This window comes from Maribacter stanieri (assembly GCF_900112245.1).
GTDB lineage: Bacteria > Bacteroidota > Bacteroidia > Flavobacteriales > Flavobacteriaceae > Maribacter > Maribacter stanieri.
The window spans coordinates 468640-494652 of the sequence record NZ_FOYX01000003.1; the positions used below are offsets into that span (position 1 = coordinate 468640).

General features: G+C 34.2%; 14 protein-coding genes. 9 read left to right on the top strand and 5 right to left on the bottom strand.

Translation table 11 applies throughout. From position 1 onward, the window contains the following. Window positions 1–31: 31 nt before the first annotated feature. From BM296_RS15820 to BM296_RS19465, 5 genes are all read right to left on the bottom strand, one after another. Window positions 32–1831, bottom strand: coding sequence for a LamG-like jellyroll fold domain-containing protein (locus BM296_RS15820; protein WP_091904392.1), 1800 nt, complete (start codon window positions 1829–1831; stop codon window positions 32–34). Window positions 1832–1843: 12 nt separating this feature from the next. Next, window positions 1844–3391 carry a RagB/SusD family nutrient uptake outer membrane protein gene (locus BM296_RS15825; protein ID WP_027066785.1) on the bottom strand — a complete coding sequence of 516 codons (1548 nt, stop codon included), beginning with the start codon at window positions 3389–3391 and terminating at the stop codon, window positions 1844–1846. 10 nt (window positions 3392–3401) lie between these two features. Continuing rightward, a complete protein-coding gene (locus tag BM296_RS15830) occupies window positions 3402–6440 on the bottom strand; it encodes a SusC/RagA family TonB-linked outer membrane protein (RefSeq protein ID WP_091904394.1) in 3039 nt (1012 codons plus the stop codon). A 263-nt stretch (window positions 6441–6703) separates the two neighbouring features. After that, window positions 6704–9460, bottom strand: coding sequence for a helix-turn-helix and ligand-binding sensor domain-containing protein (locus BM296_RS15835; protein WP_091904396.1), 2757 nt, complete (start codon window positions 9458–9460; stop codon window positions 6704–6706). A gap of 502 nt (window positions 9461–9962) precedes the next feature. Further along, a complete protein-coding gene (locus BM296_RS19465) occupies window positions 9963–10121 on the bottom strand; it encodes a hypothetical protein (RefSeq protein WP_177214968.1) in 159 nt (52 codons plus the stop codon). 1364 nt (window positions 10122–11485) lie between these two features. Between BM296_RS19465 and BM296_RS15840 the strand changes: the two genes are divergently transcribed. The 9 genes from BM296_RS15840 (at window position 11486) to BM296_RS15880 (ending at window position 25744) form a co-directional block, all read left to right on the top strand. Further along, the gene (locus BM296_RS15840; RefSeq protein ID WP_091904398.1) at window positions 11486–12055 is read left to right on the top strand and encodes an RNA polymerase sigma factor; all 570 of its coding nucleotides are present in this window, start codon (window positions 11486–11488) and stop codon (window positions 12053–12055) included. 134 nt (window positions 12056–12189) lie between these two features. Further along, window positions 12190–13353 (top strand): FecR family protein, encoded by a 1164-nt coding sequence (locus tag BM296_RS15845; protein ID WP_091904400.1) that lies wholly within the window; start codon window positions 12190–12192, stop codon window positions 13351–13353. A 64-nt stretch (window positions 13354–13417) separates the two neighbouring features. Further along, the gene (locus BM296_RS15850) at window positions 13418–16942 is read left to right on the top strand and encodes a TonB-dependent receptor (RefSeq protein WP_091904402.1); all 3525 of its coding nucleotides are present in this window, start codon (window positions 13418–13420) and stop codon (window positions 16940–16942) included. A 16-nt stretch (window positions 16943–16958) separates the two neighbouring features. After that, window positions 16959–18338 (top strand): RagB/SusD family nutrient uptake outer membrane protein, encoded by a 1380-nt coding sequence (locus tag BM296_RS15855; protein WP_091904404.1) that lies wholly within the window; start codon window positions 16959–16961, stop codon window positions 18336–18338. Between the two features lie 173 nt (window positions 18339–18511). Then, window positions 18512–19399 (top strand): PIG-L deacetylase family protein, encoded by an 888-nt coding sequence (locus BM296_RS15860; RefSeq protein ID WP_091904406.1) that lies wholly within the window; start codon window positions 18512–18514, stop codon window positions 19397–19399. 30 nt (window positions 19400–19429) lie between these two features. Further along, window positions 19430–20692 (top strand): MFS transporter, encoded by a 1263-nt coding sequence (locus BM296_RS15865; RefSeq protein ID WP_091904408.1) that lies wholly within the window; start codon window positions 19430–19432, stop codon window positions 20690–20692. Continuing rightward, window positions 20689–21534: an ROK family protein gene (locus tag BM296_RS15870; RefSeq protein WP_091904410.1), complete on the top strand. Its 846-nt coding sequence runs from the start codon at window positions 20689–20691 to the stop codon at window positions 21532–21534. Before BM296_RS15865 ends, BM296_RS15870 begins: the two co-directional genes overlap by 4 nt. A gap of 16 nt (window positions 21535–21550) precedes the next feature. Further along, window positions 21551–24205 carry an exo-rhamnogalacturonan lyase family protein gene (locus BM296_RS15875; RefSeq protein WP_091904412.1) on the top strand — a complete coding sequence of 885 codons (2655 nt, stop codon included), beginning with the start codon at window positions 21551–21553 and terminating at the stop codon, window positions 24203–24205. Window positions 24206–24286: 81 nt separating this feature from the next. Further along, on the top strand, window positions 24287–25744 hold the full coding sequence (locus tag BM296_RS15880; protein WP_091904415.1) for an SLC13 family permease: 1458 nt from the start codon (window positions 24287–24289) through the stop codon (window positions 25742–25744). The last annotated feature ends 269 nt before the right edge of the window (window positions 25745–26013 follow it).

Here is a 26013-nt window from a genome sequence, read left to right on the forward strand (position 1 = left end):
TTAACTGAATTAAACTAAACTACTATTGTGCTTAAAGACCTGCTTGTCTTATATCTTGAATTTCTTGTTGGCTCAACGCTTTGTTATATAATCTAAGCTCATCGATGAAGCTTAGGTCAAAGCCGTGACCCCATTCTGTAAAACGTGGTGCACCTGAACCGATGGATAAAATATCGCATCCTGTCCAATCTACGCCCGTGAAATCACCTTGTGATACTATTTCACCGTCAAAATAGACTACACATTCGGTACCGGAGATGGTAAATGCCAAGTGTACCCATTCTGTAGCAGTAGGGTCTAATGCAGCTACATCGCCACCGTCAAACCAAGATTCACCGTCACCATTACCCACATTTAATTTGAATACCTGTCTTGTTTCATCACCTTCCCTAAAGAATCTGAATCCATTTGTGCGTTTGTTCTGTACATCAGGATACCCAGCATTATCTACATCCTCAGGACCCATAACTAAAATGGAACCTCTTGTTGGGTCTGCATTCAATTTATACCATAAAGTGGCACTAAATTCCTCTGTAGTAAGCGCGCCGGATTCATTCGTTGGAAACGTTAAATAAGAATCTGTTGCACCGGCATAGGCATTATCACCTTCTACACTTTCACCGGCATAACCAGGTGTACCTACAACGGTAGCGTCAATGTCTCTAAAACGTTCGTTGTAAGTGCCATCAAAAGGCATATAGAACATTTCACCGTCGAAAGTAGGAGGGTAGGAAGAAACAAATTCACCTGAATCGTCAGCCATTATTTGTTGAACTTCTTCTTGAGAAATTGCTCTGTTGAAAATACGAAGTTCGTCCAATAAGCTTTCATCTGACAAGTGACCCCACGCTGTAAAGTTAGGTGCGCCAGACATAATGGAAAGTACATTAACATCTGTCCAGTCAATACCGGCGAAAGCTCCTTCTTTAGCAATTTGACCGTCTATATAAACTACAGCTTCTGAACCTGAAATGGTAAATGCGAAGTTTACCCATTCTCCAATAGTAGGGTCTACATCTGCAGCCTCGCCACCATCAAACCAAGTACCATCTGTACCTGTACCTGCATTTAGTTTAAAGCGTTGCATTCCGTTTGCATTTTCGCGGAAAAATCTAAAACCTTTAGAAAGGTCGTTGTCTGCGCCGTTAATTAATGGCGGACTCAAGGTCAATACACCGGCACGGTCTGGGGTGCTATTTATTTTCATCCAGAAAATAGCACTGAATTCGGCATTTTTGAAACGCTCGGAATCTAATGTTAAATAAGTATCCGTAGCACCTTGGTATGAACCATCACCTTCAATATTATCTTCACTTATGGATGGACTTCCAAATTCTTCAGCTTCTTCAAAACTGATCAAATCAACATAGGCACCATCAAAAGGCATGTATAAAATTTCACCTGGATATTTGGAAACATAGGCAGGTTCTTTTGTAAAGTTGACCATGCCGTTTGTTGTTTTACCATCTAGGTCAGTTGCGGTTACGGTAAGAACATGATCACCGTCCGCTAGTTGGTCGTAAACCAAATCATCTACAACCAATCTTCTGTAATCCAGAAAATTAGAATAGCTTTTAATAGTAGTTCCATCTAAAGCAACATTGACCGAAGCCAACTCAATATCATCCTTAGCTTCAAATTTTATGGTAATGGTTGCTAGTTCTTCGTTCACTTTTACCGCTAATCCTTCTGTAGGTGAAGTAATGGTGATACTAGGAGCCGTTTCATCTGCACCAGGATCAACTTCGGTAAGTGAATCGATACCATCTTCGCAGGCAACCAAAAGAAAGGTAGCCAACAAAAAAGTAATTATGTTTTTAAAATGTTTCATTGTTGTTCGTTTTTAGTTAGCTATTTCACCTAATATTGGAAACTCGTCGATTTGATCTTGATGATAGGTTACAAAAGCCTTGTCTTCGGTAAATGTTCTACCATCAAAACTTAGTTCATCGTATCTACCCAATCTAACCATATCAAAAAAGCGTTTTCCCCATTCCATTGAAAGTTCGGCATACTTTTCATCTACGATCTGGTCAAGTGTTACTCCGCTTAAAGGTGCCATATTTGCTCTTGCTCTAACTTGGTTTACTGCCTCATCTGCAGTCATTACAGAATTATTTGCACCTTGAACTAGAGCTTCGGCATACATTAACAATGTTTCAGAGTAACGAAAAACAATGTTGTTCTTGTTACTGCCATAAGCCGTACGGCCAGGTATTAATTGATTGGTAGGTAAGTAGTGTTTACCGCTAGAAAATATGGACCGCACGGTTGATGTATTTTCATCCCCATCTCTTGTAATTGGAGAAACAAATGAGGGTAAAGTTTCTATGGTGTAAGGTGTAGAAGCAATTAAACTATCAATACCCTTTTGGCTAAAGAAAACAGAAGTTTCTAATCGTTCGGTTTCGCCTCTGTCAAGCATAAATTCAACATATTTTAAGCTAGGCTCAAAAAATCCCCATCCGTTACTTGAGCCATCAACTTCTGGATTCCATGAGTTTGGACCATAAGGAGCATATAAATGACTTACTCTATCGCCTTCACCATTTCCAAAATCAGAATATTGAAATTCGAATAAATTTTCATCGCTAAGTTTACCCGGAGTTTTGAATAGCTCATAATAATCAGGAAACAATGTGAATTTTCCCGAAGCAATAATCTCACCTGCAGCATCTGCAACGGCTTGGTAATTCTCCAGTTCTTGATTTGCTTCCGCCTTTATCATTAAAGCAGTGTATTTAGTTACTCCACCAGGTAAGTCAGTACGTTCGTTTGGTCTTAGGTCAAGTAAGAAAGGTATTGCTTCGTCCATTTGATCAGAAATGTGTTGCATTACTTCATCTTTACTTGGTACCGATGTTACATCTGCAAAATCGTTAAGATTCGATGAAGTTGGAATAAATACCGATCCATATACCTGTGATAATTGAAATAGAAGCACGGCTCTTAAAACTTTAGCTTCTGCGATATATTGATTGCCCAAGGCGATACCTTCATCATCGGCAAACTCCATATATCTTTCTATCTGTTCCATACCCGTATGGGCACCTATGATATCTCCATAATACGTTTCCCATAAGGTTCTAGAACCAAAGAAGGAATTGTCATACACATAGCGATCTTGATTTTTTAGGCCTTGTTGGTCTCCTGCGGCATTAACATCATCACCTCTTGTAGCAACTACCAATGGCTGTTCCCAACCTCTATCTGCAACGGATTGGTAAACCCCTATTAGTGATAAAATCATATCATCGGTCTGAGAGAAATCTGTTCCGCCGGCAAAATTATTGTTTAATTCAGGTTGGTCTAGTTCGTCTGAACAACCAATAAGTACAGTACCTAGAAAGGCTAAAAGCACTGTTAATTTGTTAACTTTTATATATTTCATAGCTGTATTTTTATATTTTAATATTTACACCAACTGTATACACACCTGGTATTGGATAGGTTTGGGTATCTCTACCATCAGAAACCTCAGGAGTAAAACCGTTGTAGTTGAAAAATGTCAACGGACGTTCTGCAGTGATGTAGAATCTAATATCAGGATTGAATTTTCCATTTAACTTAGGTAGCGTATACCCCAAGGTTACATTCTGTAGTCTTACAAAATCTCCCTTTTCTACGAAGAAACTGTTCAAGAACTGGTTGCTCCAAGGGTTTCTAATTCCCCTTGCCGATGGGTAGCTATTGGTGCTAGCGGCACCGTTCCATCTATTTACTGCGAAATCCCTATCAATATTGGCATCAGGAGTTTGGCGAATAGCAAAGCGTTTTTGGTTGGCTATAACATTACCACCTTGCCCAATAACATTCAGGTTAAAATCCCATGCCTTGTAATTCATTCCAAAATTGAATCCGAAAGAATAGGTGGGTAGGTATGATCCAAGATCCACTCTATCTTGTGCATCAATCACCATATCTCCATTTTGATCTACAAACTTTAAATCTCCAGGGGCAACGGTTAATCCGTCTGCAATGGCTGCTTGTGCAGCAGGGTCAGATTGAATTTCCTCATCAGTTTGATATACTCCGTCAACTTTTAACCCGAAGAACGGACTAATAGTACCACCTACAACTGTACGTTGTGCAGTGTCACCACCAGAGGTTAGATTCTCTTGTCCCGCTAAATCAAGTACCTCATTATCTAAAGTAGAGAAGTTTCCGCCTACGCTAAAGCTAAAATTATCTGATACTTTTTGGTTCCAGTTGGCAACAATTTCAAAACCTGAGTTTCTTATAATACCAACATTTTGTCTGGTTTCCCCAGGAACTAATAATCTAGACACTGGTATAACTGCGTCACGTGTTTCTCTAACGTAGTAGTCAGAATCGATCGTTAATTTATTATCGAATAATCTGGCAGTTAAACCTACGTTGGTTTCGGCAGTAACTTCCCATTTTAGGGCTTCAAAATCACTACTAGTTACAAGACCAGGGTAGCGAACATCACCAAATGCACCATCTACCGCATCAGACGTAATCCCGCCAGTACTAGAGTCTACATTGGCATTACCCAATTCACCCCAACTAGCTCTAAGCTTTAAAAAGTTTATAACGTTGCTGTTCTCTAAGAATGATTCCTCAGAAACTACCCAGCCGACACCAACAGTTGGGAAATAACCCCATTTCTCTTGGTATTTACTAGTACCATCTGCTCTAAACGTACCATAAAGAAGATATTTACTGTCATAGTTATAAGCAACACGACCAAAATATGAGAAAAAGTATTGTCTAACACCGTCATCACCTACACCATCAATATCTATTGAGTTGGCAAGGTCCAGGTAATAAGATTCATCTCCAATCCCTGGTCCGTTAGGAAAATTAAGACCTTTAGCTTCTAACTGCTCATAAGAACGATCCCTGTAAGAAGTACCGACCAATGCAGTTAGATTGTGTTTGCCATAACTGTCATTATAGGTTAAAGTATTATCCCAAGTTTGCTCTGAGAACGTTGCATTTCTTTTTACCAATTCTGCATTTTCCCTAAATGCGTTACCGTTTCCAAAAAAGTAAGGTAAACGTACTTCTCTCGTTTCGGTAGTTTCAAAGTTGTGATAAAAAGCAGTTTTTAAAGTCAATTTATCGGGCACCAACTGGTAGTTAAGATCAACTGTAGTCAGTGTATTTCTGATTTTGTCTCGATTTTCTGTATTTTCCATTACTGGAAACGGATTCTGGGTACCTCTGTAACCTAAATTTTGTGCGTTTGCATAAGGTTTTGGATATGCATCTGTTTTTGAAGGGTCAAGAACAGGCATGGTAGGGGAGGCATAGTATGCCAATGCAAATGCGGTACTTTCTGGTCTGTATCTTGTTGCATTACTAAAAAGAGTTGAAATACCAATATCTAAGCGATCAGTAATATCAACATTGATTTTAGAACGAATATTGAATCTTTCGTAATCATTCTTCATTTTCAAAATACCTTCTTGTTCAAAGTAGTTTAATCCTAAAGAATAAGTTACAGATTCTGTACCACCGGCAACACCTATACTATGGTTCTGCTGTAATGCGTGACGTAAAATAAGATCGTACCAATCTGTATTTACATCGGGTACATTGGGGTTAATTCTGCTTCTACCATAACGTTGAATAGCATTATCTATAGACTGTGCTTCTGCATCAGAACCAGATTCTCTTGCAAGGGTTGCAAACTGTTCTGAGTTAGATAGTTTAACAATGTTTTGCGCAATCTGCACACCTTGGTATCCATTATAGGTGATTTCTGGTTTCTGGTTTATTTTACCAGATTTGGTTTCTATCAGCACCACACCATTTGCGGCACGAACACCGTAAATTGCCGAAGCTGATGCATCTTTAAGTACGGAAATAGTTTCAATGTCTTCCGTATTTAAAAAATCGATATCATCGAAGAAAGTTCCGTCGACCACATATAGAGGATCAGAGGCACCACCCACATAAGAACCGATACCACGAACACGAATTGTTGGTCCCGTACCTGGTGCACCGCTACTTACTACTTGAAGTCCCGCTACTTTACCTTGCAATGATTGCATTGCGGCACTAGTTGGAGTTCTAGTGATATCCTCAGTTTTAATTGTAGTAATGGATCCCGTAAGATCAGCTTTTTTCTGGGTACCATAACCAACGACTACAACCTCGTCTAAAGCTTGAGAATCTTCAGATAAAGATACATCTATAGTTGTTTGGCCGTTCACCGCGATTTCTTGAGTAGAGTAACCGATGTAACTAATTACTAGTGTACCATTGTTGGGTACATCGTTTAATGCATATAAACCGTCAAAATCAGTTTGGGTTCCTGTAGTAGTACCATTTACGATAATACTAGCACCTGGTAATGGTTGCCCACTATCGTCGGTGACAGTTCCCGAAACCGAAATTCCATTTTGCGCAAAAACCGTCAAATGGCTTAGTAAAATGCAGAATGTTAAAAATTTGATTCCTATTTTCATAATTGTTTAAAAATTGAGTTGTAAAATTATCAAGTTGTTAATTTCAATAGCAAGTTATCAAAACAACTACGCGTTAAAATCTATTGAACTACATAAAAAGTACATCAACGGTATGAGTACCCTGTAAACCTTTAAAAACAGGGTTTTGCAGTAGTAGATGTGTTAATTAAAAAGTAATTTTTAACGTTTTGATGTAGTAATGATGTATAGTATTAACGCGATATTAATATGTGAGGTAGTTTTAGAGTAATCAATAAGACCTACTATTTGAACTTAATTAGGTAATTCGACAGATTTTGAGAGCTATCAATGTTTAATTTTTTACGAAGACGGTATCGATGTATTTCCACACCCCTAATAGAAATACCCATTAAAGGAGCTATTTCTTTGGTTGTATGATTCATTTTCAAATAGGCACATAATCTAAGATCCTTAGGACTTAGTTTTGGGTATTTCTTTAGGAGGTTTTCAAAGAAATCTTCATGTAATTCTTTAAAACTTAATTCAAAATGCTTCCAATCTTGATCTTCGTTCATTGAATTATCAAGTTTTTTAGATAAAGATCTGTAACGTTGTTTGTTAGAAAACGCATCTTGGTTTAAAGAGATAAGCTCTTTTAATTCAATAATTAATTCATTTTTCTTAGCTACACTCATGGTTGTTCTCGCAAGTTCGGTCTGTTTTCTTTTAATTTCTTTCTCTAGTTTCTCTTTCTCTATTAGAGCTAAACGCTCTTCTTGCTCCCTTTGCAATTTAATTTTTAGAAGGTTGTGCTTTTTAGCTAATTTTTGTCTGTTATACCAACGCACTAAAAGAATACTTGCAATAAATAAAAATAAGTATCCTAATAAACTCCAATTAGAAAAGTACCATGGTCTTAATATTTCAAATTCAATAATTTTAGGATTTGATAATTCATTACCTATGCTTACTGTGTATATTTTTAAAGTATAAGATCCAAAAGGCAAATTTTGAAGATTAATAATGCCATAATCCAAATAACTAGCTTGTTTTACGGTACCAGATAGTTCATAATAATACGTATACTGCTTAAAGCTACCAGCAGAAACTGCTATTTTAATATTTTTGGATTTATTAAATGGTATTTTAAACAGATTTCCATTTAATGAATGGGTTTCATTTTCATCAACAAAAGAATTTATTCTTGGTGCGGGTAATTCTACATTTTGAAGCTCTTTCTCAAATCTTTTAAGGTTAAGTTTTCCAAAGCCATCGGTAAGGGTAAAATAATATATGGAATCATTGTAATTTACTATTGTTTCTGTTTCAATGGCTAATCTTTTTCTAAGTTGCTCATCGTCTAATGTAAATTGATTAGCACCAAGATCTGTGTGAATGATTTTCTTTTGATTATCATTATCGAAAAACCAATAATTTGTGGAATTGTAATTTACCAAGTCCATATTTTTATAATCTTCGAATTCTTTAAATTTCGAAATTACATCTGAAATCGGGTCATATTTATACCAATTACCTTCACTTGATAATATTATTTGATTTTTAATATTATACAACTTTATATTGTAGGTATTTGGAATTACACCTGTTTCTATTTCTTTTATGTCCAGTACTTTGGTGTGTAATTCATTCATTTTAATTTTGAAAAGACCCTTGTATGGATGTGCCACCCATATTGTACTTGAATTTTCAAAGCATAATTGCTTAACGGGAAAGTCAATACCAATAACACGACTTGTTAGCCAATTGCCGTTAGCATCTTTCTCAAAATTGGCTAAACCTGTATATGTACCTTGAATATAAGAAGATTGGGTTTCAGGGACTTTGACTATTTGGTATCCTCCAGAAATATCAGATAGCTTTTTGAGTTTACCATTTTTCAATATGAACGTACCCGTATTATGTCCAATAAAGAGATCACCGTCAATAACTTCCAAATCCCAAACATGACCTTGTGAGCCAGGTACAAAGTGTAGTACATTATCTTTGAAATGATAAATGCCAGTATTGCTTCCCAAGTATAAATTACCTTTATGATCCACAAGGTCATACACGGTACCTAAGACTCCAGTATAATCAGTATAATAGGTAATAGGATTATTTAGTTGAATCTTATCGATACCATTATCTAGACCTAGCCATAGTTGTTCTTTATATTGTAGCATAGCTAAGACCGTATTATTTTGTAGCCCTAGTGCCTTGTTGAGATTTTTAAAAGAATTGGATTTAATGTTATAGGTGTAGACTCCGTTTTTTATGGTTCCAAATGCAATGGTATTTTTATCTAGTGATAAAACCTTATTTAATTGATGTTCTTTTAACTCGTTGTTAATGGAATCGTCTAATAGTTTTACTTGTCCATCAATAAGTAAAAAACATCCATTCAGTTTAGTGCCAATGATTAAGTTATCTCCAAAAGGGACCATATCAACAATGGTCTTACCTTCTAAAATTTCTTGTGAATTTATAGGTGTTAGAGCATTGTTTTTAATCCAATATAATCTTCGATGTTCACCTGCAACTATAATTTGATCCTTATACTTGGCTATATTGGTAACAACAAATGGGGCATCTACTATTTTTATTTCATTATCCTTATAAATGTAAACTGTTGAAAAAGATCTAAAAATAATTGCATCATTTAGTTGTATGATTTGCCAAAACTCTTCATTTGTAAACTCATGATTTTTAATTAAATGGGTTAATGACGTATACGCTAAAGATCCGTATTCATTCATCTCCCAGAACCCGAATTCTTCATAAGAGCCAGTAAAAATTTTTCCATTTACAAATGCTACGGAACGAACAATTGTTTTATTAGGTAATTTATTTAGACTCCAACTTTCACCATTAAAATGTAGCAATCCATTATTATTGGCAGCATATAATTCACCATTATTATCTATGGCAAGTCCCCAGTTTTTACTTGCGGCATTATATTCATAACTATTATAATTCTGAATAGGAGGTAATAAGTTTTGCCCTAAAATCCATTGCGGGAGTATAAATATGATAATTATAGAAAATAAATTATATCTCATTTTTATTTGGGATGTTTCAGATAATTTATTTTATAAAGATAGTAGAAAGAAATGGCTGATAAATACTTAAATAATATATTCAGATGCTTGCTAATACTTATAAGATTATAATTTTAAAATTTATTTTTAGGAAATTATACACTTTGTTTTCCTCGATAACTTGAAATTATAATCGCAGAATAATAAGGATGTTTTTTTGGGTCAAGGCTATTTTTTAAATCTTCTAAACTTAAAATGTATTAAGAATTATCTGTAAACCTGGTAGACACCATGGAGAATTAAATTTATTGGTTACGTCTTGCTGTTTAGGGCATTCTTCGATATTCACCTTTTAGTGTTTAGTTTTCAATGCTAATTTAATCAGGGAAACGTCCTATTTTTTTCTACTTTATAACTCCGATTCAATTAATTTCGTTTTTCATCTTAAATTGCAAACGAGTAGGCTAAAAGTTGCAGCGAGCCGTAGGCGGCTATTGCTTTTAGGTGTTGTTGGCAATAGTTTTTATTTTAATTCAAAGATTTCAAATTTATCAGATTCTTGAACTTTCACCATTAATTGGACATTTTCAGGTTCCTTCCATTCAAGCTCTTTCATATGGTCAATAAGTCCTTCCAAATCCAAATGATTGAAGGCTCCCACATATAATGGAATTTCTAACATTTTAGAGCCTCTATACCGTCTTTTTCTATTTTCTTTACCTAACCAATTAGTACCTTTTGCAAAATCTGCAGAGTTATCTTGAATCTACGACCGTTATTTAAAAATAAATTCACTTCGTTCATCCGACTCTTTTCATCTTCTCCAATTGAAAATGATATTATTAGGTTTGTTACTTCACTCATTATTGTTAATTACTGCCAACAATTGTATAAACGTATCTAGGTATGTTTATTTCTTTTTTAGGATTACTAATCTACTGGATTTTTTTAAATCTTATTTTTTTTCAAAAGGGCTATATCCCTCTTTGAGCAATTTTAGTAAATTTTTTCTGTAAGAGGTTAAAATAGTAAGTCTATCAGCTTTGGTCTTATAATTATTTGCTTTGCCATAAATATTTTTCATCCGTACCAATTTTTTGGTTATTGGGTCTCTTAATGAAATATAGACGTACCATCTTTTGGAGAGATCACCCTTTGCGGTGTAGATTTTAGGAGCCGATAAATTACTTTTTTGTTGACAAATCGTGTTCTAAAACGTGTTCACTTTCGTGAGAAAAATTAATCTTAGGTGAATTTAGAGCATAAAAAAACGGTCTAGCTTTTGCTAAACCGTTTTTTTATGCCTTTTATTTCTGTAGCGAGAGGGGGGCACGATCCCCCGACCTCCGGGTTATGAATTGTCCAAAATCCCTTATTTTACTACTATTTCAAGACTTTTTGTATAAAATCGTATTCGGTAGCGTATACGCTGATTAAACAAATTATTTACTCAAAAATAACAAAAAGTAGGAGGTAAGAAAACCATTAATAATAATTGTTTATTCTGAGAATACATATTGTGTTGAATTTATAAATTTTCTTTTAGATGTATAAGTTTGTTATTGGTTCAAAATCAAAATTGTTAACCATATGGAGTCATTCTAGCAATCTTTTATCTCAGATAACTGGCAATTTTTAATACATACATCATATTAAATATAACACGCATAGTGATTTCTATAATTAAGAGTAAGGTAAATTGTGTTATGCTTAGAGTTACACTATCATAAATAAAGATTTAATGAAAATATAGTTGTTATTATATATTTATATTAATAATTAAGAAAATTTTAATTAAATTCATCACAGTTTCTTTTTACATTTTAGAATTGTATTTCAATTAGTTTTAACTGTTGTGTAATTTTACTTGCATAATAGTTACTGGTTTGGATGCGCTTTTATGGTACAAATATTTAAATAGAATTCTTCGGTATTGTATTTAAATGTTTCTACTTCATATAGGTGAATATCTTAGCCTTTACTGCTGATCATAGGCTTGTTTGTTTATTGTATAATTTAAATCAATCTGTTCTCAGAATTTGATTTATGAAAATTACCAGTATGGACAATAACAACTACATGAATGAGAAGTTTCTTTTAGAAGGATTAATAAAAGGGTCTGAAGTTGCTTATGCTTACTTTTTTAATAATTATTATAAGGATCTTTGTAATTATTTATTAGCAATTTCTGGTGATTCTGAATTAACTGAGGAAATTGCACAACAAGCTTTTGTAAAACTTTGGTACAAAAGAGAGTCATTATCAATTCAAGATAATGCATTAAAACCTTACTTTTTCAGAATGGCTTATAACCTCTTCATAGATGCCAAACGAAAAGAGAAGAAAAAGTATAAATTATTAGAGCACCTTAAAGTAGAAGCCTATTCAAATTTAGTGGATATAGATAGCAGCCAATACGAACAAAAACTTAAATTAATTGATGACGAAATAGAAAACTTACCTGATCAATGCAAAAGAGTTTTTATTCTAGGTAAAAAGGAGGGACTAAAGTATCAGGAAATTTCTGAAAAACTTCATATATCAATAAAGACAGTTGAAGTACATATGTCTAAGGCATTAAAAAGATTACGTACTCAATTGACTATTTTCCTGTAATTAAAATTGATTTTCTTCAAGTAAATAGATGTACCTGTGTACTTCTCATAATAATAATGTTAAAAATATTTGTTTTAAGTAAGGGTATTTAAAAAAACGTGCGTCTCTAGTAAAAAGACACTTAATTTTTTTAAATGACTAACCTAGATATAAAAATTATTATTACCAGATACCTTAGAGAAGAAGCTACTGAGGAAGAGATAGCCATTTTATTTGAATGGGTAAAAAAAGACGGTAATCAAGATACTTTCAAAAAATTGGTTCAAGCCGATTATTTAGTAAGATATAAAAAGGAATCCTGGGATTCAGAAGAAGCATTTCAAGAATTTCTAAAAAGTATTAAAGAGAAGGAAGAATCTAAAGTCATTCCTTTAAATGCAAGCAAAAATATTCTAAAATATGCTGCTGCTATTATTGTACTTATTGCTTCAAGTATCTATTTTATACTTAATAACAAGTCTTCTGAATCAATTCAATCGAATTTAAATTATAATGAAATTACTCTTCAATTAAATAATGGAGAAACTATAAATCTTAATCAAAACAATGATACCATTATTAATGTAGGGAATGGATTAGCTAGTATTCAATTAAAAAACGGAATATTGAAACAAAACGGTTCAGTTAAAAACACCGTTAATTCAAGTAACAATATTTTAAAAGTTCCTTACGGAAAAACTTTATCGGTAACACTTGATGATGGTTCAGTTATAAAGTTAAATTCAGGTTCAGAACTATCCTATCCTTCAAGTTTTGCTGATTTGAATACAAGAAAAATTACTCTTAAAGGTGAAGCGTTTTTTGAAATAGCCAAAGATCCTTTAAAGCCATTTGTTGTTCAAACAGATGAAACATTTACCCAAGTTTATGGAACTGTATTCAATATATCATCATATGAAGACGATGATAATATCGAAGTAGTTTTAGTAGAAGGTTCCGTTGGCGTAGGTGATAAGCTCAGATTTAAAGAGAAGAATTTAACGATGCTTAAACCTTCTCAGAAAATCACTAATTCTAATAATTCATTTATTGTTGAAGATGTCGATATCACCCCATATGTATCATGGGTAGAGGGAGTTATTTCTTTTCAAAATGCGAACATGTCTCAAATTATAAAAAAACTGGAGCGTCAGTTTGATGTTCAGATAATTAATGAAAATAATACGCTAGAAGAACGTCAATTTACTGGTGCATTCGATAAAGAAAATATTGAATCTATTTTAAAGACGATCCAAACTCACACAAATTTTAAGTACATAAAAAAAGGAAAAATAATAACTATTAATAAAACAGAATAGCCTATGGTTTGAATCAATTCTAAGTAAAAAGAAACTAAACTAAACTAACTAGACCGAATGAATTATGAAAAAAAAGAAAACCATTTATACTGTGGCCGCTAAGGCTCGGAGAAAATTTATCTTTCTCCTATGTATGTCATTATCTTTTAGCTATGCCATTGCAAATAACAGTAAGCAAGAAGATACCGTGGCGGCAAATTTCAAAAATAAAAATTTAGGAGATGTTTTTGAATCTATAACCAATTCAACAGGACATAAATTTTTTTATGAAGCTACCGAAGTTGATTTGAGTCGTAAAGTAACCGTTTCAAAAAAAGCTCTTCCTATTGAAAAATTACTTGATGAAGTTTTTAAGGGAACAGATTTAGACTATGAAATAATTTCCAATCAAATTGTAGTAAAACGAAAAGGGAAGACTGTTTATAGTGGTAAAATACCCGAAAAGAGCGTTGAAATTTCAAGTTTTCAAACAAGTCTTAGTGGTAAGGTTTTAGATGAAACAGGTATCCCATTACCGGGAGCAACTGTTATAGCAAAAGGAACCACAGTTGGTTCGACTACTGATTTTGATGGGAATTTTGAAATCACATTACCAGTGGGTGTCTCAATTGTTGAAGTATCTTATTTAGGGTATAAATCGAAAGAAGTAAATGTAGAAGGTAAATCAACAATTACTATAAGCTTAGATCCAGATGCTGCTGCTTTAGAAGAAGTTATCGTTGTAGGATATGGAACATTGGCGAAAACAAAAGTTACTGGTTCAGTGGTGTCTATTGATACGCAAACCATAGTAAAAGTACCTGCATTAACTGCGGAAGGAGCATTGATTGGTCAGGTAGCAGGGGTTCAAGTACAAGAAGTTTCTGGTGAGCCGGGAGCAGCACCTAATATTAGGGTAAGAGGTTCAGGTTCAATATCTGCAGGTAACGATCCATTATTTGTAGTTGATGGAATTCCAATAACCAGAAATTTAACGTCATCAAGTCAGATAGGTGGACTTGCCAATCAGGGTGGTAATTTTCAACCACCAACTATTAATCCATTGGCAACATTAAACCCAAATGATATTGAGTCTATCCAAGTATTGAAAGATGCAAGTGCAGCTGCCATTTATGGATCAAGAGGTGGAAATGGTGTTTTATTAATAACTACTAAAAAAGGTTCAAATACTGATGAAGGTATTTTTTCTTTCGATTCTTATGCAAGTATGCAGACAGTTGCGAACAGAATAGATTTAATGAATGCTAGCGAATTAATAGATTTTACTACTGATTCTAGAAATAATAATTATCTGGCTTCTGTTCCAGGAGCTTCAATAAGTGATCCAATTGCACCAGGAGATCGTGGTAATGTAAATTATGAATTACCGGAATCTTTTATTAATTGGGATGGAACAGATACGGATTGGCAAGATGTGATTTTTAAAACAGGAGTAGTACAAAGCTATAATTTTTCATATGCCTCTCCGGTTAAAAATAAGACCAGTTTTTATGCTTCTACGGGATATTTTTCTCAAACAGGTGTTATTGAAAAGTCAAAATTTGAGCGTTATTCCGTTCTGTTAAATTTAAATTCTCAATTATCTGAAAAATTGAATTTAGATTTTAGATTGGCGCCGACAGTTACTGAAAATCAGAGAGTTCCTGCTTCAGCTCCTTATTTTGCAACTCCTCCGGGGATTGTATATTCGGCAATAGTGCATTCGCCAACAGTTAGTCCTTATAATGCTGATGGTACAATTAACCAACTAAACAATCAATCTTACTTGGGTGGAGGTACTACTACAGCTAGTAATCCTTTGGCAATTATCGAAGCAATAGATGACCGATTGTTTCAATTTCAAAATAGGGGAACGCTTAGTCTAACTTATGATATTTTACCTGAATTAACTTTTAAGTCTTTAGGTGGAGTTTATATCAATTTATATAATCAAGACTTCTACAGAGCGAATACATTATTGTATAGAGATTCGGCAGATGGTAATCCTTATGGTCAAGCTTCATCTTCTACTGAGACAAATTGGCTTTGGGAAAATACGTTAAGCTGGAAAAAAGAATTTGGAGAACATTATCTAGATGCAGTAATTGGATATACTGCACAAAAAGATAATTTAACAATCAAACAAGTTCTTGCAAATAATTATCCGGATGATTTGGTACCAACAATTAGTGGAGGACAAGTTTTTGGTGGTACTTCTTTAAAAGAACAATGGTCCTTATTATCATCTCTATTAAGAGTAAACTATAGTTATAAAGACAGATACTTATTTACAGGAACATTTAGAGCTGACAAATCTTCAAGATTTGGTAAAAATAACCAGACTGGTTATTTCCCTTCCTTTTCAGCTGGGTGGAGATTAAGTCAAGAGGAATTCTTAGCTAATTCGGAATTAATTTCAGAACTAAAGCTTAGAGCAAGTTGGGGACAAACAGGAAACTTTGAAATACCAAATTATGGTGCAGTTGGTTTACTATCCCCACAGAATTATAATCTAGGAGGAAATGAGATTAACGGTCTTGTACAAGCAACCATACCTAACCCAAACTTAACCTGGGAGAAATCTGAACAGGTAGATGTTGGTTTAGAAGTGGGCTTATTTGACAATAGAGTTTTCTTTTTAGCTGATTATTACAGTTCTACAACTCGAGATTTATTACTAAATGTTGCAATATCTTCTGTATCTGGTTTTGAAACTACATTAAGAAATCTTGGTGAGGTCCAAAATCAGGGTTTTGAATTGGCATTACGTACTAAAAACTTTGTAGGCGATTTTTCTTGGGATACTGATATTAATTTCTCAACTAATAAAAATGAAGTAATGGCTCTTAATGAAGGTAACGAACCCATATATTCTTCTGGTAGTGCAGGAGTAAGACATGTTACTAGAGTTGGTGATCCAATAGGTAGTTATTATGGTTATGTAACCGATGGCATTTATCAAACCCAAGAAGAGATTGATAGTGCACCAGTTGATACACAAGCACCAAATGCCGGTCCTGGTGATATTAAGTTTAAAGACATCGATGGAGATGGTCAAATTACACCAGATGATAGAACGGTTACGGGTAGTTATTTCCCAGATTTTACTTGGGGAATAAATAATACTTTTAGTTATAAGAATATTGACTTTAGTTTTTTAATACAAGGGGTTGAGGGCAATGAAGTATTAAACTTAACATCAAGGCATTTAAAAAATGGTGAAGCTAATTTTAATTCTTACGCCATTTTTAATGAAAGATGGAGATCTGCAGAAGATCCAGGAAATGGATATGTACCTAGAGCTGATAGAGAATCTGGAAATCATGGTAATAATAGTAGACCTTCTTCTTTTCAAGTTGAAGATGGATCTTATGTAAGATTAAGAAATGTATCCTTAGGTTATACTTTACCAACAGATAATCTATTTGGTGGAGCAGTTAAGAAACTAAGGTTTTATATCACAGGAACTAACCTTTTTACTATAACTGATTATTTAGGATACAATCCTGAGGTAAGTAATATTTCTACCAATAGTTTAACACCAGGAGAGGATTATGGTGCTTTTCCTTTGACAAAGTCTTTTACCATGGGAGTAAACTTAAAGTTCTAACCTAAAAACGAAAAAAATGAAACGAATTCTATATATAATACTTTTCACTGCTTGTTTTACTGCATGTAGTGATGATTTCACAGATCTCGCGCCAATTTCTAATCGTAACGAGGCAGACTTTTATAAAACTTCTGCTGACTTTGAGGTGTCTATCAATGCTAGTTACTCTGGCTTACAAAGCACAGGTGTTTATGGTAGAGGTTATTGGACAATGTTTGAGATGAGAAGTGATAACACTGATCAAGGACCAGATGCAACAGGTTTGGCTCGTCAATACACAGAAATAAATTCATTTACTGAAGATGCTTTGAATGAGCAAGTGTCTTCTGTATGGAGTGAATCTTACAAAGTGATATCTAATTGCAACGTCATACTCTCTAGAATTGTAGATGTTGAAATGGATGCCAGTCTTAAAAGTATGATTACTGGCGAGGCTTTATTTATTAGGTCTCTTATGTATTATCATTTAGCAATTGCCTATGGTAATATTCCGCTACAATTAACCCCTTTTGTATCTGGTGATGAGCTTACACAAGTAGATCAGGCAACAGTTTTGAATCAATTGATTTTAGACTTGACAGAAGCGGAAGCAGGTTTGTCTGTATCGTATTCCGGTAATGATATTGGTAGGGCTACCAAAGGTGCGGCAGCTACTCTTTTGGCAAAAGTATTGCTTACAACGGGTGATAATGCTGCAGCCGTAACCGTATTGCGACGTATAGTTTCAGATTATGGCTATGAATTGGTTGATAATTATGCAGATTTATGGGGTGTAGCTAATGAGAATAATGAAGAGTCCATTTTCGAAGTACAATTCATTAGCGGCGGTATTGGTCAAGGAAGTCTTTTTACAAATGATTTTTCTCCAAGTACTGATTTACAAACAGGTTCTGGTTTTGCTAGAAATAGACCAACTATTTCTTTGATGGAAGCTTATGAAGATGGCGACCTAAGATATGTTCCTTCCATGGGAGACACATATGTTAATTTGGAGGGTGAGACTATTGAATCTAGATATGTTAAAAAATATTGGTCAGACCCGGCTATTGAAAATGATTCTGATATTAATTTTGTGGTTTTTAGATATGCAGATGTACTGTTAATGTTAGCAGAAGCATTGGGAGAGTCGAGCGAAAGCTATGATTTAATTAATGAAGTCAGGGCAAGAGCAGGTCTTGAAGCTATTGACGGTACTACACCAGGTTCTTTCAGTGAAAAACTATTGAATGAAAGAAGGCTGGAACTAGCTTTTGAGAACCATAGATGGCCAGACTTAAAGAGATTTAATGCTCAAGATAAAATACTAGAAGCCGAAACTTTTATATCTGGAACTCGTGAGTTTTTCTTTATCCCTCAACGAGAAATAGATATTAACCCAAATTTCGAGCAGAATTAAAAATTGTTAGTTTAATTATTTGAGTTGTTTGATGCTGCCCAATATCATGAAAGGCCTACTTGTTCGCTGTGGACATCATAATTAAATAGTGAGTTTAACTTAATTAATATCCTTTTTCATTTTCTAAGAAGATGGACCAGACCAATAATGTCAAATTTTAAATAAAAAATGTAATGAGAAAAATTGTATCCATGATTTGTTTAGGTCTTGTCTTTATGACAGCCCAGGCACAAGAGAAAAAAGTATTGAACATTCTGGCGATTGGAGCACACCCAGATGATTGTGATTCTAAGTTTGGTGGCACGGCTGCTTTATTTGCAAAAATGGGACATAATGTCAAGTTTTTAGCACTTACTAATGGAGATGCTGGTCATCAAAGTATGGGAGGTGGACCATTAGCAAAGAAGCGTAGACAAGAAGCAAAAGATGCAGCGAAAGCTTTAGGTATAGCTGAATATGAGGTTTTAGATAATCATGATGGTGAATTATTTCCAACCTTAAATGTAAGGTTAGAAGTTATTAGAAGAATTAGAAACTGGGATGCAGATATCGTTTTAGGACTAAGACCAAATGATTACCATCCAGATCACAGAAATGCTGGATCTGTGGTTCAAGATGCTGCATATATGAATATTGTACCTAATGTAGCTCCAGATACACCACCATTACAAAAAAATCCTGTATTTCTTTATATGAGTGATCATTTCAAGAAACCTTATCCTTTTCAAAAAGATATTGCAGTTATTATTGATGAAGTAATAGATACGAAGGTTAAAGGTTTGGCTGCGCATGATTCTCAAATGTTCGAATGGCTTCCTTGGACTAACGGAACAGATTTATCTACAATACCTACTGGTGAAAAAGAACGCTTGGCTTGGTTAAAAGATAAGTGGATGAATAGAAAACCAGATGCGGCTACTTTAGAAACTGTAAAGAAGTGGTATCCAAATGTAGATGTTTCAAAGGTTAAGCAAGTTGAGTTTTTTGAAATTTGCGAATATGGTAAGCAGCCAACCGATGCGGAGATAAAAGAAATGTTTCCAATGTTAGGAAGTAAATAACTACTAAATAAATAAAATAACCAACCTTCCATGGAGAAAAGTAAGCCTACCACCAAAAGATATTATCACATAATAGGGTTAGTAATGCTTGTATTCTTTGTAATATCATTCATTACCAATATTCTAAATTCAATAATAGTAGATGTAAAAGATAGTTTTGATTTAAGTCTTACATCTACAGGTTTTTTACCTTTTACTTTCTTTATTGCATATGGTATAATGTCTATACCAGCAGGATTTCTTTCAGAAAAGTATAGTGAAAAATCATTATTGTCGATATCATTTTTGGTGATGGGGCTTGCCTCTTTGGGTTTTGCTATATTTCCTAGTTATGGAGTGTTTAGCATAACCCTTTTTACCCTTGGTTGTTGTATGGCAGTACTACAAGTAATTATTAACCCAATGTTAAGAGTTGCAGGTGGTGAAGAGCATTTCGCTTTTAATTCTGTACTTGCTCAACTGGTTTTTGGGGCAGCATCTTTTCTTAGTCCATACCTCTATAAGTATTTAGTCAATACTGAAGGTAATAGTAACGACGCACTAGCAGAAACTTTACGTGGATGGGTGCCTGTTAATTTACCATGGGCTTCGTTATATATCGTTTTTGCCTTAATCGCATTTGTTCTATTTATTTATGTTTTCTTAAATAAATATCCAAAATTCGATAAAAATGAAGATGAAAAAGCTGGGAATAAAAGTTCTTATTTGGATTTGCTAAAAAATAAATGGACCATTTTATATTTTTTGGGAATATTCTGTTACGTAGGTGCTGAGCAGGGAGTTGGTAATTGGATTTCACAATTCTTATACCAATATCATGATTTAAATCCACAAACAATTGGTGCAGATACCGTATCCTATTTTTGGGCTATGCTAACCATAGGTTGTTTACTCGGCTTATTACTTTTAAAATTCTTTGATAGTCGAAAAATTCTAATTTCAGCTACTACGATTACTATTCTTGCTTTAATCTTTTCATTAACTGGGTCAAAAGAAATGGCATTGATAGGATTCCCATTAATAGGATTCTTTATATCTGTAATGTATTCCGTTATTTTTTCCTTAGCATTAAATTCTGTGAAGGAGCATCATGGTTCATTATCTGGAATTTTGTGTACTGGTATAGCAGGTGGTGCGGTAATTCCATTTATAGTTGGAGGGTTAGGAGAATTAATGACACTCAAATCTGGTATGTTCTTTTTAATTATTCCACTAGGTTTTATTTTGTCAATAGGTTTTTGGGCTAAGCCATTGGTCAATAACAAAACTATAAGTCTAAAGAAAGACAAATGAGCATATTACTAGATGAAATTTTAGGAGTTGACATAGGAGGTACTAATATAAAAATAGGAAAAATCGTAAACGGAAAGGTTTTACAGAAGTGTAAAATTCCAGTAAATCGAGATGATCTTGAGCAAGTTACGCTAGATAATCTTTATAAAGGGTTGAAGGGTTTAATGACAGATTCAGTACAGGCAATCGGTATAGGTGTTCCTGCTGTGGTTGACATAGAATCAGGAACAATATTCGATGTTCAAAATATTCCATCGTGGACTAATGTAGCTTTAAAGAATTTAGTGGAAGAGAAATTTAATGTGCCTGTTTACATTAATAATGATGCTAATTGTTTTGCAATTGGGGAAAAGCAATTTGGAAAACTACGGGAATTTAAAAACTGTGTAGCACTTTCATTAGGTACAGGCATGGGAATGGGCATCATAATAGATGAAAAATTATATAATGGAGTTCTTTGTGGTGCCGGTGAAATAGGGATGGTGCCATATTTAGATGGCATTCTTGAGCATTATACTGGAAGCTTTTTTTTTGAAAGAGAATATAACTCTTCGGCATTATCACTTTATAATGAAGCATTAGAAGGAAAAGAAAATGCTTTAAAGGTATTTAAGGAATATGGCACCCACTTAGCAGAGGCTATTAAAATTATTCTTTATATGTATGCACCAGAGGCTATAATACTTGGGGGTTCTATAAGTAATTCATTTCAATTTTTTGAAGAATCATTAAAAACCGGATTAGCATCTTTTGCATATCAAAAACAGATTGAAAATTTAAAAATTCAAACTTCAGATTTAGTCGATTCTCCAATTCTTGGAGCTGCGGCCCTTTGTCTGTAATAAAATAACTAATTAAATGAGATTAACTATAATAACATTACTCGGGATATTACTTCTGAATTCTTGTTCTGATAAAGAAGTTGCTATTGGTAAACAAATCAATATCACAGTTGAGAATAATAAAGTAGGAGCTCCTGTTACTTTAGGAATCCCTTTTCCAAAAGGAGAACTTAAATCTGTAGATCATTTACGTTTAATGACTTCAGATGGGGTTGAGATTCCATGCCAGACTACAGAAGTTGCTAATTGGGGTCCATTAGATGATAGTATAAAATGGGCTTGGGTATTCTTCTTTTCTGAGGAAGGAACCGAGTATACTTTAGAATACGGAGATAATATTATACCTATTAGGTCTAAAGAAAAAATTGTATCCACAAATAATATGAGGCCACAAGGGGGAATCGATGTGAATACAGGTCCTCTTTCTTTTGCCATACACAAAATGGGTAATGGATTTCTAGATGAAGTTTTTTTAGATTCTAATGGCAATGGTGAATTTGAGGAAACGGAACTTATAGGTTCTTCTCAAGGTGAAAATAGGGGGTCTTTTTTAGATATTTTAGATGATGCAGGTATTGATAAATCAAAAGCCGTAATTCACGAAGTATTTAGGGAGAAGGGTTCTGGACCAATGCATAATATTTTTAGAATTGAAGGTACTTATACGTATAGTAGAAAAGATAATAATATTTCACCTTTTACAATGTGGTTGCATGTATATGCAGGTAAAAGCTATGTAAAAGTACTACACACATTAACCTATACCGGTATACCTGATAAACATAAAATTGTAGAGGGCGAACATTACAATATTGCAACTCAGGATGAAAATATTCTATCAGAAGATACTGTAGAAGATATTGGGTGGACACAACCTAACGATGAAATAGCGGCAAGTGGTATTCAATTAAAATATCACTTAAGCGATAACGTGAATATTTCTATTCCTATGATGGAAGGTAGTTGGCAAGATGATGATGCTAAACTGAGTTTGCAAGAAATAAAATCAAATGATAATAACGTTGTAAGATTATTACAACAAGGTCCTGAAAGAGTTAAAAGTACAAGTTTAAGAAGCTTGTATGTCAACGGATTTAAAAAGGATGGAAATGAAGAAGAAAAGAAAGATTTTAATTTTGAGGCAACTATTTCTGACGGTGATGAAAATATCGCTAAAAGTCAAAGAGCAAAAGGTTGGATTAATATAGCAGATACAAAACGAGGTGTTGGTGTTGGTATCAAAAATTTCCTAAAAGAATATCCAAAAGGAGTTCAAGTTGATCCTATTACAAAGTCTTTAACTGGTAGTATTTGGCCGTTAGAAAACGGACCAATGAATTTCGCTAGACATAACACAGAACCTGATGGTGGTATGTTGGCCAATTTTGCTCAAGGTATTACTAAGACAACTGAATTTATTTATTATTTTCATGATAATGTAGACACAGACGAAGTGGGTCAGAAAATGGACTATGTTTTAGATAGTCCTGTGGCACATGCATCCCCAGAATGGTACACAAATTCAAAAGTTTATGGTAATATGGCACCTAAGTCTACCAAACATCCTGAATTTGAAAATGCTTTGCAATATAGATATGATTGGTGGGCTTATAACCAAAAGCATGAACCATGGTATGGTATGTTTAATTATGGTGATGGCAAAAGTTATTTTTTCAATGATCGCTGGGTACAATGGACAAATAATGAACCCACTGTAGATTTTATGTTTTGGACTAACTTTATGAGAACGGGTGATCCAAAATACTTCAATCTTGCACAATCGATGAGTAGGCATACAATGGATGTAGATAATGTTCATTGGCCTAAAAAAAGAACCTACTATGGTGAAATTAATGATGCAATAGATTTTTGGAATTTTCAAAAAGAACCAGAATCTACCCCATATTTAGGTATTGGTAGAAGACATGCAAATGAACACTGGTATGCATTATTAAGTGCTCATGTTTGGATCCAAGGTTGGATTGCCTCATATTATATTTCTGCAGATCACAGAGCACTAGAAGTTGCAAAAATGACCGGTGATACTTATTTAAATAGAATTTGGGGAGATCACGATTTAAGGGGTAGAAGGTTGTATTTGTCAGTTCTTAATTTGGTAGAATTATATGATGCCACAAAACTCGATAAGTATAAGAAAGAATTAGATGAGCGTGTAAGTTTAATGCTTGAGTTTCAAGAAAGACAAGGGGGTAATTTGTTGTTAGATAGATATGGCTATAGCCAAACATATGTTGCCCAAGGTTTATATAAATACCAGCAAATAACGGGTGATGAAAAAGTTAGAAAAGCGTTGTTAGAGCATGCTAGATGGGTTAGAGATGTACCACCATTGAATCATGAAATGGAATCTTATTTGGCAACTATTTATCCATTGGTTCTTGGATATGAAATTAGTGGAGAAAAAGGGTATTTAGACGAGGCATTGGCACGGGCTGAATATTTGAAGATAGGTGAGTTGAAAAAATCATCTGATGAATATGATAATACAAAAGAGTATAGTGCTGATTTGTTAGAAATTTCTAATCTGCCAAACAGTAAAAAGAAATTCACCAATTGGCAAACAAATCAAGGCCTGCGAGTTTTTGGATGGACACATGCTTATAATATTCCTTATTTGCTATACGCAATGGAGCAAGAGAATATGGAGTAACAATTTTGAATTGGTTAGGGGGCAGTTTGCATTTTTTGTAGCTGCTCCTTTTTTTATAGTATTAATTTGAATTCAGCTTAAATGACACTAACCAAAAGAATTGGACTTATACTTGGTCCATTATTTTTTGTACTCATACATTTATATTTTGAGGGTGATGGGTTATCTGACCAAGGTCGAGATATTCTAGCAGCTACAGTTTGGGTTGGTATTTGGTGGGTATTAGAAGTTTTACCGATTGCAGTAACAGCATTGTTGCCAATAATACTATTTCCATTATTAGGTACGATCTCATTAGGGGAGACTACTGCTAGTTATGGTCATAAATATGTCTTCTTATTTATGGGTGGTTTTATGCTAGCCGTAGCAATTGAAAAATGGGGATTGCACAAAAGAATAGCCCTGCATATTATAAAAATTATTGGCACCAATATTTATACGATTGTTTTGGGTTTTATGGTAGCAACGGCTTTTTTGTCTATGTGGATATCGAATACAGCTACTACGGTAATGATATTGCCTATGGCAGTTTCTATTATTACACAATTTCGCAAAAATCAATCTAAAGAAAACCAGAGCAAAGATTCATTTAGTAAGCTATTAATGCTTTCAATTGCATATGCAGCTTCAATTGGGGGGATAGCTACTTTAATTGGTACTCCACCTAATTTGGTTTTTGCTGGGTTCGTTCAAAAAACATATGGTATAGATATTAGTTTTTGGCAATGGATGCAATTCGGGTTGCCTCTTGCTACAGTGTTATTAATGTTGTCTTGGTACTACCTAACTAGATTTGCTTACCCACAAAAAGAAAAATCGTTTCCAGGCGGAAAAGCAGAAATTAATAGGTTAATTAAAGAACTCGGACCTATGAAACCTGAAGAACAAAGGGTGTTGGCAGTTTTTGTGCTCACCGCATTTTGCTGGATAACTCGTTCTTTTCTATTGCAACGTTTCATACCTAATATGGATGATACTATAATAGCGATTGGGTCTGCCGTGATATTATTTATTTTACCGGCAGTTTCAAAAAATAGAGCTTTATTAATATGGAATGAGGCCGTTCGTATTCCATGGGGAATAATTCTACTATTTGGTGGCGGTATGGCGGTAGCAAAAGGTTTTGAAGAAACAGGTTTAGCTACTTTTCTAGGTTCAAAAATGATGTTTTTTGAAGGTTTACCACTATTAATTCTTTTACTGTTGATTATTACATGTGTCAATTTTCTTACCGAGATAACTTCCAACCTAGCGACTACCGCAATGATGCTTCCGGTAATGGCTCCATTAGCATTATCACTAAATGTTAATCCTTTTTTACTTTTAATAGCTTGTACTACAGCAGCATCTTGTGCTTTTATGTTACCAGTTGCTACACCACCTAATGCAATTGTATTTGGATCAGGTTATTTACGAATACCAGATATGATTCGTTCAGGTTTTTTGATGAACATAATTTCAATTGTAATTATTAGTTTAATTATTTATTTCTTGTTACCTCTTTTGTGGGATTTAGAAGGAATTTTAATCAGTGATTAATGTATTTGTAATTGGTACGGGTAGGCAAGGGTAGGTAACTGGGTAGGTATTCGGGTAGGCAATGGTGATTTAGGGTAGGCACTCGGGTAGGCAATGGTTATTTAGGGTGGGTAGTCGGGTAGGCGATGGTAACTTTAGGGTAAGTGCTAGGGTAAGTGCTAGGGTTAGTGATGGTTGTTAAGGGTTAATTTTAGGGTAGGAGATAGGGTAAGTAATGTGGGAGGATTAATGTGGTAAAATGTAATTAGTTGATATTTAGTTTTTTATGT